The organism is Pseudomonas sp. HR1, assembly GCF_030175875.1.
In the GTDB taxonomy this organism is placed as follows: domain Bacteria; phylum Pseudomonadota; class Gammaproteobacteria; order Pseudomonadales; family Pseudomonadaceae; genus Chryseomonas; species Chryseomonas oryzihabitans.
The window spans coordinates 141,187-156,074 of sequence record NZ_JASNRF010000008.1; the positions used below are offsets into that span (position 1 = coordinate 141,187).

Annotated in this window: 13 protein-coding genes; 6 read left to right on the top strand and 7 right to left on the bottom strand. The window is 65.7% G+C overall.

The window, feature by feature from the left end:
- The first annotated feature begins 70 nt into the window (after nucleotides 1–70).
- A complete protein-coding gene (locus QKY98_RS22255) occupies nucleotides 71–1,048 on the top strand; it encodes an AraC family transcriptional regulator (protein ID WP_284671613.1) in 978 nt (325 codons plus the stop codon).
- Here QKY98_RS22255 and QKY98_RS22260 read toward each other — a convergent pair.
- The 5 genes from QKY98_RS22260 to QKY98_RS22280 form a co-directional block, all read right to left on the bottom strand.
- On the bottom strand, nucleotides 1,045–2,076 hold the full coding sequence (locus QKY98_RS22260) for an AraC family transcriptional regulator (protein WP_027601126.1): 1,032 nt from the start codon (nucleotides 2,074–2,076) through the stop codon (nucleotides 1,045–1,047). The two genes, QKY98_RS22255 and QKY98_RS22260, sit on opposite strands and share 4 nt — an antisense overlap.
- A 221-nt stretch (nucleotides 2,077–2,297) precedes the next feature.
- Nucleotides 2,298–3,251 (bottom strand): LysR family transcriptional regulator, encoded by a 954-nt coding sequence (locus QKY98_RS22265; RefSeq protein ID WP_027597822.1) that lies wholly within the window; start codon nucleotides 3,249–3,251, stop codon nucleotides 2,298–2,300.
- A 92-nt stretch (nucleotides 3,252–3,343) separates the two neighbouring features.
- Entirely contained in the window at nucleotides 3,344–4,864 is a 1,521-nt protein-coding gene (locus QKY98_RS22270) for a tripartite tricarboxylate transporter permease (RefSeq protein ID WP_284671614.1), read from the bottom strand.
- The gene (locus tag QKY98_RS22275) at nucleotides 4,861–5,379 is read right to left on the bottom strand and encodes a tripartite tricarboxylate transporter TctB family protein (RefSeq protein ID WP_284671615.1); all 519 of its coding nucleotides are present in this window, start codon (nucleotides 5,377–5,379) and stop codon (nucleotides 4,861–4,863) included. Before QKY98_RS22275 ends, QKY98_RS22270 begins: the two co-directional genes overlap by 4 nt.
- Nucleotides 5,380–5,406: 27 nt before the next feature.
- On the bottom strand, nucleotides 5,407–6,405 hold the full coding sequence (locus QKY98_RS22280) for a tripartite tricarboxylate transporter substrate binding protein (protein ID WP_042136469.1): 999 nt from the start codon (nucleotides 6,403–6,405) through the stop codon (nucleotides 5,407–5,409).
- Nucleotides 6,406–6,697: 292 nt separating this feature from the next.
- Here QKY98_RS22280 and QKY98_RS22285 point away from each other — a divergent pair, with 292 nt between their 5' ends.
- From QKY98_RS22285 to QKY98_RS22300, 4 genes are all read left to right on the top strand, one after another.
- Complete coding sequence (locus QKY98_RS22285) at nucleotides 6,698–8,017, top strand: MFS transporter (RefSeq protein ID WP_284671616.1); 1,320 nt, start codon at nucleotides 6,698–6,700, stop codon at nucleotides 8,015–8,017.
- Nucleotides 8,010–8,960, top strand: a complete 951-nt coding sequence (locus tag QKY98_RS22290) for an amidohydrolase family protein (RefSeq protein ID WP_284671617.1) — start codon at nucleotides 8,010–8,012, stop codon at nucleotides 8,958–8,960. The genes QKY98_RS22285 and QKY98_RS22290 overlap by 8 nt, the downstream gene beginning before the upstream one ends.
- Nucleotides 8,957–9,970 (top strand): 4-hydroxythreonine-4-phosphate dehydrogenase PdxA, encoded by a 1,014-nt coding sequence (locus QKY98_RS22295; protein WP_284671618.1) that lies wholly within the window; start codon nucleotides 8,957–8,959, stop codon nucleotides 9,968–9,970. Before QKY98_RS22290 ends, QKY98_RS22295 begins: the two co-directional genes overlap by 4 nt.
- Before the next feature lie 92 nt (nucleotides 9,971–10,062).
- Nucleotides 10,063–11,238: an L-rhamnonate dehydratase gene (locus QKY98_RS22300; protein ID WP_027597829.1), complete on the top strand. Its 1,176-nt coding sequence runs from the start codon at nucleotides 10,063–10,065 to the stop codon at nucleotides 11,236–11,238.
- A gap of 49 nt (nucleotides 11,239–11,287) precedes the next feature.
- Here QKY98_RS22300 and QKY98_RS22305 read toward each other — a convergent pair whose 3' ends face one another.
- A complete protein-coding gene (locus QKY98_RS22305) occupies nucleotides 11,288–11,686 on the bottom strand; it encodes a tautomerase family protein (RefSeq protein WP_284671619.1) in 399 nt (132 codons plus the stop codon).
- Between the two features lie 102 nt (nucleotides 11,687–11,788).
- Between QKY98_RS22305 and QKY98_RS22310 the strand changes: the two genes are divergently transcribed.
- The gene (locus tag QKY98_RS22310; protein WP_284671620.1) at nucleotides 11,789–12,673 is read left to right on the top strand and encodes a LysR substrate-binding domain-containing protein; all 885 of its coding nucleotides are present in this window, start codon (nucleotides 11,789–11,791) and stop codon (nucleotides 12,671–12,673) included.
- 95 nt (nucleotides 12,674–12,768) lie between these two features.
- Here the strand turns inward: QKY98_RS22310 and QKY98_RS22315 are convergent, their stop codons facing one another.
- The gene (locus tag QKY98_RS22315) at nucleotides 12,769–14,691 is read right to left on the bottom strand and encodes a UvrD-helicase domain-containing protein (protein WP_074585142.1); all 1,923 of its coding nucleotides are present in this window, start codon (nucleotides 14,689–14,691) and stop codon (nucleotides 12,769–12,771) included.
- Between the last annotated feature and the right edge of the window lie 197 nt (nucleotides 14,692–14,888).

The window sequence follows — 14,888 nt, forward strand, 5'->3', positions numbered from 1 at the left end:
CCTGCACTCTGCGGATAGTGGCGGCGGCACGCGGCGTGCAGCATGGAACCAGCCAGCGGAGGAGCCCAGCATGCAGCAGACGAATTTCGAGGTGCAGACGCACAGTGGCCAGGTCGCCGAGGCGTGTCGTTGGATGAGCGCGGTGGCCGGTCCGCACCGCCTGGAAACCCGCAGCGGCGCCGAGTTGAGTTTCCATCACCAAGGGCTGCGACTGCCGGGCCGGGCCACGGTGCTGGGGCGGATCGGCTATGGCGCCGCGGTGCAGATCGGCATCGACGCCCTGGATGCCTACAGCCTCAGCCTGCCGCTGCAGGGGCGCCAGTCGCTGGCCAGCCGCGGCGCGCGCGTGCGTTCCGACAGCCAGTGCGGAATGGTCGTCGCGCCCCACGAATGGCAGCGGCTGGACATGGCCGCCGACTGCCTCAAGCTGCAGGTGGTGATCCGCCGCGAAGCCCTGCAGGAGGTGGCGGAGGGCCTGCTGGGCCGGCCCTTGGCGGTGCCCCTGAGCTTTGCCGGCGAGATGGAACTGGCGCGCCCGGCGGTCGCGGCGTGGTGGCAGGGTGTGCGCCAATTGCTGGACGGCTGGAGCGCTGTCCAGGCGCTCTACGGCCAGCCGGCACTGGCTAACGACCTGGAAGTGATGCTGCTCAAGGGCCTGCTGCTGGCCCAGCCGCACAACTACTCCGCGGCTCTGGAGGAAGGCGTAGGGACGGGCTATCCCGAGTTTCTCTTGCGGGCAAGGCGTTATCTCGAAGCCCATGCGCGGGAGAATCCCTCGCTGGAGAGTCTGGAGCGCGTGGCCGGCGTATCCCGGTCCAAGCTCTATGCCAGCTTCCGCCGCTATCACGGCCAGCCGCCCATGGCCTATCTCAAGCGGCTACGGCTGGAAGAGGTGCGGCGCCTGCTGCTGGCGCGTCGTGAGGGCGCGAGCGTCTCGCGCATCGCCCTGGATTGGGGCTTCGAGCACCTGGGGCGCTTCGCCAGCGACTACCGCCAGGCGTTCGGCGAGACACCGTCGCAGACCCTGGCGGGACGGCGTCTCAACTAGCCGGAGAGCGCCCCGCGAAAGCGGCGGGTTTCCGAGGGAGACTCGCCGTAGCGGCGCTTGTATTCCTGAGCGAACCTGCCGAGGTGGGCGAAGCCCCATTTGTAGGCGGTGTCCGTCACCGATTCCACCCGGCCGCTGCGCAGTTCTTCGTTGACCCGCTCCAGGCGCAGGTCGCGTAGATAGTGCATGGGGGTGGTGCCGCGATAGGTGCGGAAGCCGGCGAACAGGGTGCGCACGCTGACGCCGCCATGTTCGGCCAGGGTTTCCACGCTGAGGGGCTCGTGCAGGTGTTCGGCGATATAGGCCTCGATGCGCTTGATGAAGTAGGGCGAGACATTGCGCTCGCGGGTGCCTTCCAGCTGGCCGTGCAGGGAATGCGGCTGGCCATAGAGCAGGGCATTGAGCAGCGAGGATTCGAATTGCTTGAGCACCAGCGGCTGGTGGATCGGATGCGCCGGATCGGCCAGGCCGTCCATGAGTAGGCCGAGCAGTTGCAGGAAGTAGGCGCCACCGGCCTGGCCCAGGTCCAGCCGCGGATCGAATTGCGGCAGGCGACCCTGCTGGGGCAGGTGCTGGGCGCAGTGATGCTCCAGGTCGGCGCGCTCCAGGCGCAGTACCAGCTGCGCGGCGCCGCCATACCATCTCATGCGCACGGGCAACTCCGGCGACAGCAATGCTGCCACCTGCGGCGAAGACTGGAAATCCACCGCGCCGCAATGGATGTCGGCGCCTCCTGTCAGCGGGATCTGGACCAGATAGAAGTCCTGCAGGCACTGGGGATCGATATCGACGTCGGTGCCGTATTCCAGGCGATTGAGCGACAGTCGCCCGCGGCTGATGTGGTGCAGGCTGGCGCTGACCACCTCGCCGCGCTGCACCGGTTTCAGCTCATGGGGCTTGAACACCTTGCTGACGCCCTGACAGGCCGCATCCCGATCGGCCACGAGAAATTGCAGGCTGCTCGAACAGAACAGCCGGGTCTGGCGAAAGCGCTCTCCGCTTTCGGAGGGCGTGACGTCTTGGGTCATTGTTACCTCCTTGCACACAGGCGTGGCCCCGCGCACCCTTTTGTTTCCTGCCGATTGCAGCCAGCGGATAGCGGCTGCAGTCAGTGGATAGTCGGTGGGCAGCGGAACTCGTTCTTGGCCGATCGCGGTCGGCCTTGCATGGGAATTTGCAAGGGGCGGGCCAAGCAAGGCGTCTAACAAAGGGTTTCGGGCGATCAGCGGCCAGGCCGGTCGCCATCCGCTCAGGCGTCATCTTGGCGCAGTCGCCCATGCTCGCTGCGCACCGCCGCCATGAAGGTCTGCATGGCCGAGGACTGCACCCGGTGGCGGCGACGGATCAGTCCATAGGGCGGCAGTCGTGGTTCGAAGGCGATGGGCAGCACCGCCAGCAGATGGCGACCGGGATAGTCGTTGACCACCGACAGCGGCGTCACGCCGAGCATGTCGGTCTGCTGCAGCAGCGCCAGCAGGGTCATGATGGAGGTGGTTTCGACGATGCTGCCGGGGATGTCGACCCGGGCGTCGTGGAAGGCCTGGTTGATGATGGCCCTCATCGGGCTGGGGTGCTGTTGCAGCACCCAGGTGTGCTCCTGCAATTCGCCCCAGGTGAGGTGAGTGGCCTGGGCAAGGGGATTCTGGGCGCCGGCGATCACGCAGAGCACCTCTTCGCCGAGGCTGTCGAACAGCAACTCTTCTGCGCGGGCCCCGGTAGGAATGCGGCCCAGGACCACGTCGAGCTGGTCCTGCAGCAGCGCCTGGACCAGCACGTCGCTGGTATCCACCTGGATGGACATGGACAGCCGCGGATGGCTCTGCTTGAGGGTAGCGATGGTGCGGGTCAGCAGGCCCGAGGCCAGCGCCGGGATGGCGCCCACGGCGACCCGGCCCAGATTGCCCGATTCCAGCGCGACCAGCTCCTCGCGCATGCCCGAGAGTTCGGCGAACACCATCCGCGCGTAGTAGATCACCGTGTCGCCAAAGGCCGTGGCGCGCATGCCGCGCGGCAGCCGCTCGAACAGCCCCACGCCAAGCAGACTCTCGATCTCGTGCAGCATCTTGGTGGCGGCCGGCTGGGTCATGCCGATGTCGTCGGCGGCGCGGCGCAGCGAGCCGAATTCCGCCAGTGCCAGCACCAGCCGCAACTGGCGCAGGCGCAGACGGCTGTGGATGGTATGGGCATCAGGAATGCGCGTCATGCTGGCGGACCTTGGGGCAGGGGAGCCGGCTAGGGTAGCGCATGAGCCCGGGCCTGGCGTCGGTGGGGTGCGTCCGCGCCAGGCCGGGGCGTTCACGACGGCCGTACCTTGGCCCGCGGCTGGCTCAGGCGCAGCGCCTGCAGGCCCCGCGCGAGCAACGGCCAGCAGAGCATCAGCAACGCCGCGGTGGTCAGACTGCCCACCAGCGGGTTGGACCAGAAGATGCTCAGCTGGCCATCGGAGAACAGCATCGATTGGCGGAAGGCGTCTTCGGCCTTGTCGCCCAGCACCGCCGCCAGCACCAAGGGGGCGATGGGATAGCCGAGCTTCTTGAAGGCATAGCCGAGGATGCCGAAGCCGAGCATCAGCCAGACGTCGAACAGGCTGTTGTGCACCGAGTAGGCGCCAATCACGCAGACGGTAAAGATGATCGGCGCGATGATGCAGAACGGGATGCGCAGGATGGCGGCGAACAGCGGCACCGTCGCCAGCACCACGATCAGGCTGACCACGTTGCCCAGGTACATGCTGGCGATCAGACTCCAGACGAAGTCGTGCTGTTCGGCGAACAGGGTCGGCCCCGGATGCAGGCCCCAGATCATCAGGCCACCGAGCATCACCGCGGCGGTGGCGGAGCCGGGAATGCCCAGGGTCAGCATCGGCAGCAGGGCACTGGTGCCGGCGCTGTGGTCGGCGGTCTCCGGCGCGATCACCCCTTCCAGTTCGCCCTTGCCGAAGCCCTCGCGGTTCTTTGAAAAGCGCCGCGCCAGGCTGTAGCTCATGAAGGAGGCGGCGGTAGGGCCACCGGGCGTCACGCCCATCCAGCAACCGACCAGGGCGCTGCGCAGCCAGGTCAGCCAGTAGCGTGGCAACTGTTTCCAGGTGCCGAGCACGGTGCGCAGGGTGATGCGCGCCTGCTCGCCCCGAAAGACCAGGCCTTCCTCCACGGTGCAGAGGATCTCGCCGATGCCGAACAGGCCGATCACCGCCACCTCGAAGCTGATGCCCGACAGCAGTGCCGGCTGGTCGAAGGTCAGGCGCAGATTGCCGGACACCGTATCCATGCCCACCGCCGCCATGGCGAAGCCGATCATCATGGCAGCCACCGTTTTCAGCGGTGGATTCTTGCTCATGCCGATGAAGGTGCAGAAGGCCAGCAGGTAGACGGCGAAGAACTCCGGGGAGCTGAATTCCATGGCGAAGGCGGCGATGCGGCTGGAGAGGAAGGTCAGCAGCAGCACCCCGACCAGGGCGCCCAGCAGCGCCGAGGTGAAGGCCGCGGTCAGGGCCTCGCCGGCACGACCCTGGCGCGCCAGCGGATAGCCGTCGAAGGTGGTGGCCACCGACGAGGGTTCGCCGGGGATGTTGAACAGGATCGAGGTGATGGAGCCGCCGAACAGCGCGCCCCAGTACATGCAGGAGAGCAGGATGATGGCCGAGGTCGGACTCATGGTGAAGGTCAGCGGCAGCAGCAGCGCGACGCCATTGGGCGCGCCCAGGCCGGGCAGCACCCCGACCAGGATGCCGAGCAGCACGCCGATCACCATCAGGGCCAGGTGATGGAAGGACAGGATCAGCCCCATCCCGTGCATCAGGGAGTCGAATTCGCTCATGACAGGCTCCTCAGCAGCCGGGCGAGGTCGGCCAGGGGCCCGGCATCCAGCGGCACCTTGAACCAGAGGGCGAAGATCAGATAGCTGGCCAGGCTCACGCCGCCGGCGGTGGCGAGGATCTGCCAGGCACCGTAGCGTCTTTGCCGCTGGCGATCCCGCGCCATGAACCAGGTGATGAACAGGAAGGCCGTCAGATAGAGGCCCAGCAGGGGCAGGGCGACGACGAAGGCCAGCATCGGCAGGAATACCCGCAGCACCTGGCCGAAGGCGGCGCGTTCGACGAAGCTGGTGCGCAGCGCCTGCCAGCGCCACAGGGTCTGCAGCGCCGTGGCCAGGCTGGCCAGGGTCAGCAGCAGGCCGATGTAGAAGGGGAAGTAGCCCGGCTCGGGGCCGGCATCGCCCCAGCCGATGCCCTGTTCCAGACTGCCCACCATCACGATGCCGCCAAGGCCAGCGGTAAAGGCCGCCAGCCCCAGTTCCACCCAGCGGGTGGTGATCAGAGAATCTCCGGCCATGGCCGTCTCTCCTGTGTCAGTGCGCGATCAGCGCTTGAGCCAGCCCGCGTCCTCGAACACCGGGGTGACCCGTGCGGTGTCCTGGGCGATGTAGTCCTGCAGCGCCTGGCCTTCGAGGAAGGTCGGCACCAGGGCATTGCGCTCGATGTAGGCCTTGAACTCCGGCGTCTGGCTGACCTTGCGCAGCAGTTCCACATAGAAGGCCCGTTGTTCCTCGCTGACCCCGCCCGGCAAGAGCACGGTGCGCGGGAAACGGTACTGGTCGATGCCCAGCCCCTGCTCCTTGCAGGTGGGCACGTCGGACCAGGCCTGGGTCTCGGTGACCTTGGCGGTATAGGTCATGCGCGCCTGGCTGAACACGCACAGCGGCACCACCTGGCCGCCGCGCCACTGGCTCAGGCTCTCGCTGGGGTTGTTGACGTTGGAAGTGATGTGCTTGCCGGCCAGCTGGGTCGCCGCCTCGCTGCCACTCTTGAAAGGAATGTAGGTGAGCTTGGTGCCCTCGGTGCGATTGAGCAGCAGGGTCAGGGTCTGGTCGACGTCCTTGGACTGGCTGCCACCCATGCGCTTGCCGGCCGGATCCTGCTTGATGGCGTCGAGGTAGCCCCGGGCGTCCTTCCAGGGCGCGTCGGCGTAGCTCCAGAGGATGAAGTCATCCTCGGCGATGGCCGCCACCGGGGTGAGGTCGGCGAGCTGGTAGCCGAGCTTGGCGGTCAGCGGCAGCAGATAGACGTTGTTGGTGGCGATGACCAGCTTGTCCGCCTCGCCCTTGGCCATCTTCATCTCCAGGAAGGCCTCGGCGCCGTTGCCGCCACCCTTGTTCATCACCACCGTGCTGGCGTCGAGCAGCCTGTGCTGCGTGATGATCGACTGGATCAGTCGACCGAGCTGGTCGGTGCCGCCACCGGGACCACCGGCGACCACGATCTCCACCTTGCCCTCGGGTTGCCAGGCAGCCTCGGCGACGGGAGCCACCACAGCGGCCAGGCACAGGGGGAGGGCGGCGAGCAGGGAAGTGCTGCGCATGGGACTACCTCTTTCTTGTCGTTGTTTTGGGTGGGCCGAGTGTGCGCAGCACCCGGCGATCCTGACCAGTCAAAAGAAGGCATGCACCTATAGCCTGGGGTTATGCCTGGCGCTGCTCTTCATCTGACTCCGCACGGCAAAAGGGCTGTAGCGACGAGCGAAAACCGACCTATATCCTGCGGCTATACACCTATGCGCAGATTTGATTAGACGGTTATCGCCCCTCGGCTGATAGTCGACCTCGCCAGCCGGCAGCTGAACACCCATAACAAGAATCCCAGGGGTCCATGCCATGCTCTCGACGTCCCGTTCCTCACGCCTCGGCGAAGCCGCCGTACCCACGGTGCTCCAGGCCTCCCGCGTCCGCTGGCGCATCTTCGCCATCATCTTCGGTCTTACGGTCATCAATCTGGTGGATCGCGTGTCGCTGTCCATCGCCATGCCTACCATCGCCCGCGAATTCCAGCTGACGCCGGCCACCCAGGGGCTGATTCTCAGCAGCTTCTTCTGGGCCTATGCGCTCCTGCAGATTCCCGGCGGCTGGCTGATCGACCGCTACGGCCCGCGCCGCGTCATCGGCTGGTCCACCGGGCTCTGGGGCGTCTTCCAGACCCTCGCCGCCTTCGCCACCGGCGGGCTGTCGCTGATCTTCGCCCGGGTCGCCCTGGGCGCTGCCGAAGCGCCGCTGTTTCCGGCCGGTGGCAAGCTCAATTCCCTCTGGCTGGCTTCCTGCGAGCGCGGCCGTGGCGCGGTGCTGATGGATTGCGGCGGACCGCTGGGCGTGGCCCTGGGCGGACTGCTCATCGCCTACCTGATCGCCGTCTTCGGTTCCTGGCGCACCGCCTTCTTCATCGCCGGTATCGCCACCCTGGCCATGGCCTGGCTCGCCTGGCGCTATCTTCGGGACGACCCAGCCGCCCACCCCGGGGTCAATGCCGCCGAGCTGGCGCGCATCAACGAAGGTCGCACCACCTCGGTGGCCCAGGCGGCCAAGGCCGGCGCTCGGGGCCTGGGCATCGCCCGTCGCTCCCTGGCCGGCATCCTCATCGGTCGCGCCAGCTGGGCCATGGTCTTCTTCGGCCTGCTGACCTGGGGGCCCAGCTACCTGGCCCAGGCCCGCGGCTTCGACATCAAGGGCATCGGCGCCGCTACCTTCGTCATCTTCCTCTGCGGGGCGGCCGGCTCCCTGGTCGGTGGCTTCCTCTGCGACCTGCTGGTGCGCAAGGGCGTGCGTCGTGGCCTCGCCGCCAAGGCACTGCTGTCCTGCTCCGGCCTGGTGGCGCTGGCGGCCTTCCTGCTGCTGCCGCGGCTGACCGATCCCTATGCCGCCGTGGCGCTGCTGTCGCTCACCGCCTTCTTCCTCATGTGGGGCAGCCTCTACTGGAGCTTCCCGGCGCTGCTGGCGGTGCCGGCACGCGTCGGCCTGATCGGTGGGGTGATGAACCTGGCCGGCAGCCTCGGCGGCATCGCCGTACCCATCCTGGTCGGCCTGCTGCTGCAGCACCTGGGTGGCTATCCCGCGGTGCTGGGCTTCTTCGCTCTCTGCTCGGGCCTGTTCATCCTCGGCACCCTGTTGATCGCCCTGGACCAGCGGGAGGTGCAGCATGGCTGAGCTCTATGACGGCCCCATCGTCGATGCCCATCATCACTTCTGGGAGCCCCGGCGCAACTTCCACCCCTGGCTGTCCGGCACGGAAACCATCCCCTTCCGCTATGGCGACTACAACGCCATCAAGGGTGACTATCTGCCCGAGCACTACCTGGCCGACGCGGCCGGTCATGAGGTGGTCCAGACCGTCTATGTCGAGACCGAGTGGGATCCGCGTGATCCCCTGGGCGAGACCCGCTACGTCCATGACCTGGCACGCCGCCATGGTGCGCCCCATGCGGTGGTCGCCCAGGCCTGGCTGGATGCGGCAGACGCCGCCGAGCTGCTCGCCGCCCAGGCCGCCTTCGAACGGGTGCGCAGCGTCAGACACAAGCCCGGTGGCCCGGCGCGCCCGGAAGAGGTGGGCAGCCAGCGCACCCTGATGAGCGACGAGCGCTGGCGCCAGGGCTACGCCGAGCTGCAGCGCCACGGCCTGCACTTCGACCTGCAGACGCCCTGGTGGAATCTCGACGAAGCCTGTCGCCTGGCGCGGGACTTCCCGGCCACCCAGCTGATCCTCAACCACACGGGGCTGCCGTCCGACCGCAGCGCCGAAGGTCTGACCGCCTGGCGCGCGGCCCTGGCCCGCCTCGCCGAATGGCCCAACGTGGCGCTGAAGATCTCCGGCCTGGGCCTCGCCGGCCAGCCGTGGCGCGCCGAAGACAACGCCTGGATCGTCCACGAGGCCATCGCCGTCTTCGGCGCGGAACGCGCCATGTTCGCCAGCAACTTTCCCGTCGATCGTCTGTGCGGCAGCTACGACACCATCATCGGCGGCTTCAAGCATCTGGTGGCCGACCTGCCCATCACGGCCCAGCGCCAACTCTTCCACGACACCGCCCAGCGTCTGTATCGCCCGGTGGCCGACGTCTTTCGCCTGGACACCTACCTGAGGACTTCCGCATGAGCAATTCCACGCTTCCCCGCCTGGCCCTGGTGCTGGGTGATCCGGCCGGCATCGGCCCCGAGCTGATCGCCCGCCTGCTGGCCGATCCCGAGGTGCGCAGCCGCGCCCGCCTGGTGCTGATCGCCGACGAGGAGGAGGCCCGCGCCGGCATGCGCATCGCCGGTTGCGAGTATCCCTACCGCCCCATCGATAGCCTGGATGCCCTCGATTTTCAGGACGACGTACCCCTGCTGTATCCCTACCGGGGCGCTGCGGAAGGCGCCTTTCCCCGCAGCGAAGCCAGTGTCGTCGGCGGCCGCTACAGCCTGGACACCCTGGCCGTCGCCCTCGACCTGACCCGGGCGGGCCACACTGACGCCATCCTCTTCGGTCCGCTGAACAAGACCTCCCTGCACCTGGCAGGCATGCGCCACAACGACGAATTGCACTGGTTCGCCGAGCACCTCGGCTACCAGGGGCCATTTTGCGAATTCAACGTGCTGGACGATCTCTGGACCTCGCGGGTGACCTCCCACGTCGCCCTGAAGGATGTCCCTGGCTTGCTCAGCCAGGAACGGGTGATCGAAGCCATCCAGCTGATCGACAACGAACTCAAGCGCAGCGGCCTGGCGCGACCGCGCATCGGTGTCTGCGGCCTTAATCCGCACAATGGCGACAACGGCAGCTTCGGCCGCGAGGAGATCGACCTCATCGGTCCGGCCGTCGAGCGCGCTAGGGCGCTGGGCATCGCCGCCGACGGCCCCTATCCCGCGGACACCATCTTTCTCAAGGTCCAGGGCGACGCCCGCGCCTTCGACGCCGTGGTGACCATGTACCACGACCAGGGCCAGATCGCGATCAAGCTGATGGGCTTCTCCCGTGGGGTCACGGTGCAGGGCGGCTTGCCCATTCCCATCGCCACGCCCGCCCACGGCACCGCCTTCGACATCGCCGGTCAGGGCCGCGCCAATGTCGGTGCGACCCGTCAGGCCTTCGAGATCGCCTGCCGCCTGGGCGCTTCCCGCCACTGATAGCTGCCGCGGCGTCCAGGCGCCTCCCGAATCCGCCGAACCGGTCCCTGGGGCCGGACGGCCTTACTCATGCTCGAAAAAGGAACCTCACCATGAAAATTACCAGCGTTCGCACCCGCGTCTTCGAATGGAAGGGCAAGGTCGTTCCGCCTCAGGCGCACTTCTGCACCAACGCCACCGACATCCTCTATGAGCGCGGCGACGCCATGGGCTCCTTCCGCTTCCACGGCTGGCTGGTGGTGGAGATCGAAACCGACAGCGGCCTGGTCGGCCTCGGCAACTGCGCCCTGGCGCCGCGGGTGGCCAAGGAAATCATCGACCTCTACCTGACCCCCATCGTCCTGGGCCAGGATCCCTTCGACAACGAATACCTCTGGCAGAAGATGTATCGGCGCACCCACGCCTGGGGCCGCAAGGGCATCGGCATGGCCGCCATCTCCGCCGTGGACCTGGCGCTCTGGGACCTGATGGGCAAGGCGGTAGATAAGCCGGTGTTCAAGTTGCTGGGTGGCCGGACCAAGGAAAAGATCCCCTGCTACGCCTCCAAGCTCTACGCCAATGACAATCTGGATCTGTTTCTGGAAGAGGCCCAGGGCTATCTCAACCAGGGCTTCGACGCCCTCAAGATGAGATTTGGTTACGGGCCCAAGGACGGCCCCGCCGGCATGCGCCGTAACATCGAGCAGGTGCGCGCCTTGCGCGAGCTGGCCGGCCCCGACGTCGACATCATGCTGGAGTGCTACATGGGCTGGACCCTGGAATACGCCCGCCGCATGCTGCCCAAGCTGGCCGAATTCGAACCGCGCTGGCTGGAAGAGCCGGTCATCGCCGATGACATCGAAGGCTACGTCGAACTCAAGAAGATGGGCATCATGCCCATCTCCGGCGGTGAGCACGAATTCACCTCCTACGGCTTCAAGGACCTGCTCGAACGCCGCGCCGTGGACGTCATTCAGTACGACACCAACCGCGTCGGCGGCATCACCGCCGCGCGCAAGATCAACGCCCTGGCCGAAGCCTGGTCGGTGCCGGTCATTCCCCACGCCGGCCAGATGCACAACTACCACCTGACCATGGCCAGCACCGCCTCGCCCATGGCCGAGTTCTTCCCGGTATTCGACGTGGAGGTAGGCAACGAACTCTTCTACTACGTCTTCAAGGGCGAACCCCAACCGGTCGGCGGCTACCTGCAACTCGACGATGACAAGCCCGGTCTGGGCCTTGAGCTGTCCGAAGAACACCTCAAGGACTTCGATGTGATCGAGTAGTAGCGGTATCGATTGCCGCCTCTGGGAAGAGTGGCGGCCAGCTGCGGAATCAGACTCCGGCTTGCTGGTGTCGCCATTCCTGACTCCGGCCGCCAAAACCATAGGCAGCCGCCCGCGCGTCGATCAGATGCACATAGCAGAGCTCGTGCACATCGGGCCGGGGTTTCGCCATGGCCGCCTGGACTTCATGAAGGAAACGCGCCTTTTCGCCTTTTGTGTTCGTCTCGTCGGTGATGCTGATGTCGAGATGAAAGGCACTGCCGCCGAGCGTCGCTAGCGATTCCCCGCCCAGGAACCAGTCCGCAGCAGCTATATAGTGAACAGTAGTCGCCATCAGCTCCGGGCGCTTGCCCAGATGCTCTGCGACCAAGTCATTGATGACGGCTGCGGCACGTTGACCGAGCGCTACGTCTCGCTCGCCTGATAGATGGAGCACGATATGGGGCATGGCTGCTTCCTCGTTGGTTGGTGGCCCCAGTCTGAAGAGACTGGTTGCAGCGGAAAAGCCGGAAGATAAAATGTCATCCATCGGTTTTTGGAATGGATGCTCATGTCAGGCTTCGATCTGGATCTATTGCGTACGCTCGTTACGGCTGTCGATGCAGGTAGCCTTTCGGCGGCGGTACCACTGCGCTGTCTCTCGCAATCAGCTCTCAGCGAACAACTACGTAAGCTGGAAGAGCGCGCCGGCCAGACTCTATTGATTCGCAGCAAGGCCGGCGTGAGACCTACCGCTGCAGGCGAGCGTTTGCTGGCCCATGCCAGGCCGCTATTGGCCATGGCCGATGCGGCTTGGCGTGATCTCCACGGGATCCCTCTTGAAGGTGAAGCCTGCCTGGGAGTGACCGACTATTTTCGTCCGGTCGATCTGGCGAGCCTGCTGGCACGCCTGCATCAACAGCTGCCTGGACTGCGTCTGCGTACCCGTATCGGCAGGAGCGACGAGCTTGAGGTTGCTCAGCGCGTAGGCGAGCTGGACCTGGCCATCGTCATGAAGCTGGATGTCGCCCGCAAAGCTGCACCCGGGGTGACGATCAATCCGCTACACCAGGAACCGCTAATTTGGGTAGGCGCCTCGAATACGAATCCGCTACAGCCGGGACGACCGGTGCCTCTGGCCTTGTTGCCGGAAGGCTGCTCCCTGCATCGATTGACCTGCAGCCGTCTGCAGGCCGCAGGTATTCCTTACGTGATCAGCCATATCGCGTCCGGTGTGGCCGGTTTGCAGGCTGCACTGACGGCAGGGCTTGGCATCGCATGCCTGAATGCTTCCGCCGTTACCGGCCAGGGGCTGCGCCTACTCGCCGAAGACGCTTTGCCAGCGTTACCCTCGGCACGCTTTCTGCTTTTGCAGGCTCATCATGATGAGGGCTCCGTGCAGTCGCGGCGTTTGCAGATGCTGAGCGAGACTATTGCTGCAGGCCTGCGCGGCTAGGTGGAGAAGGCCTACATGTTGTTTCGGACGGGCGCTCGATTTTCGCCGGTGCTCAACCGCAGTGCGAGATCACAGCGCCCGCTACGTAACCTGACTCAACCCGCCAATATTGCGGCCGCACCCCGTGGCTGCCGGGTGTACCACAGCACCCGGCTGACCCCACGGGTCACCGCCACATAGCTCAGGCGCAACGCCTCGTCCGCCATGGCGTCGTCATAGCTTTGCTGGAAATGTCCGCTGGTCGCATAGAGGGCGTTGCGCAACGGGTGGGGCTGCTGGGGCTGGCCATCGTCCAGCACGATCGCCACCTCGGCCTGCAAGCCCTTGGCTCGGTGAATGGTGCAGGTGCGTACGCCTGGCTGACGTCCCAACTGCTCGTTGATGGCTTTCAAGGGCGCGTTCAGGCGACTCATCACCATGACCGCACACCGCTCCGGCCGCTCTCGTTCCGCGGCATACGTCCGTTGCGCCTCGATCTCGTTCAGCAACGCAGCCAACTGGCGGGCGATATCGAATTGCGGCACGACCTTGACCCCATGACCCTGGTCATCCGCCGCGCGGGAGGCTTGGGTCTTCTTGGGCTGCTTGTGGCGTACCTGCGTCAGGATGCGTTCCCCGTCCGCCACGATGTCCGGTGAAGAACGGTAGTTGGTCCCCAGCATCAGCGTCTGGCTGGGCGTCTGGCCTGGAAACCAGCGGTCGAAGTGAATGAACAGCTCCGGCGAGCTGCCCCTCCAGCCGTAGATGGATTGCCAGTCGTCACCGATGGCCATCAGCGAAGGCGCAACCTGCTCCTCGGCGAGCCTGCGCTGTACCTGCCGCAGCCAGAGGGCGATCTGCGGCGAGATGTCCTGGAATTCATCGATCAGCAAATGGGTGAAGGGCTGCAGACGGGCAATCAGGGCGCGACTGGGTTTCTTTTCCAGGCGATCCGTCAGCACGGCAAAGGCGGTATTGAAGGTGATCAGCCGCTGTTCCCTCAGCAGCTTGCCGAAGTGTCGCCAGAATTGCTGCATGGCCTCCAGGAAGATCCGGTCCCGCGTCGAGCACTCCAGCTGACTGCTCTTTATAGAGCCGACCCGCAACCCCAGGGTCTCGGCGAATGAGGCCTGGCCATAGAAGAGGTCGGGCAGCGGTTGGGGTTGACGTTCGCCATTGAGGACGAAGGGCTGCAAGGGTGGCGCGCCGGGTGGCTCCTCCTCATTGGGCGGCGCCAGTTCCAGCAACAGATGGACCCGACGCCGAAAGCCGGCGTCCTCGCGGTAGCATTGCTCGTAGGCCTGTATCAGGAGCTGCCGTTGAGCCTCGTTCAGGCTGGCACCAGCCAACATGCCGTTGTCCGGTTCGTCGTCACCTTTCGATTGGCTGGACAGCTGCTCGAACCATTGTGTCGCCCTCAGTTCGGTGCGCGCCAACTGTGCCAGGGCCGAGTGAAAGGTTCTTACCAGTTCGCGTGCCGCCTCGTCATCCAGCGGGGCCTCCCAGAAGGCCAGGACGCGCTTGAGCTGGGCGCGCAACTCTTCGCAGGACGCCTTGGTGAAGGAGATGACGGTCAGCTGCTCGCGCGGGATGTCGAGGTGGCACAGCATGAACACCACTCGCAGCACCAGCGTCGTGGTCTTGCCCGAACCGGCCCCCGCGAAGATACGGGTAGCCGGAGCCCGCGCGAGGATCATCTTCCACTGCTCAGGTGAGGGTGGCTGGATGATGCCCTGAGCCACGGCCTGCTCGACACGTACCTTCATCCGCTGCTCCTGGGAGCGCTTGATGGTGAGTGCGGGACCATAGATGCCGGCGGGGGAGGGGATGGCCGGGGTAGCCTGTATAATGGATTGCTCGCTGTTCGCCGCCTTGACCGAGACTCTGGGCTCGGCCTGCCGTTTGCGGGCCTTGGTCGGCTGCACCTTTTTCTGGCCGCTTGGCGCCTGCTCTCCTTTAAGGAAGAGCGTGGTACGGGGAAACCAGTCGCCCAGGGTGTTTCTCAGCTGTTGTCGATAGCGAGCCAGGATGGAAGTCATGCAGTCCTCGAAACATAGTCTGCCGGCATCTTACCTCGCACAGGTGACAGCTCGCCTTTTGGTGGCCTTTTTCATCCCTGCTGAAAGATTCTTGAAATAACCTGTTGACCTGCTCTGAAACTCCCCTATAATGCGCCCCACTTCCGGCGCAGACGCTGAAGCGGCTTGAAAATCAAGCACTTAGGTCTGAGTCGGGC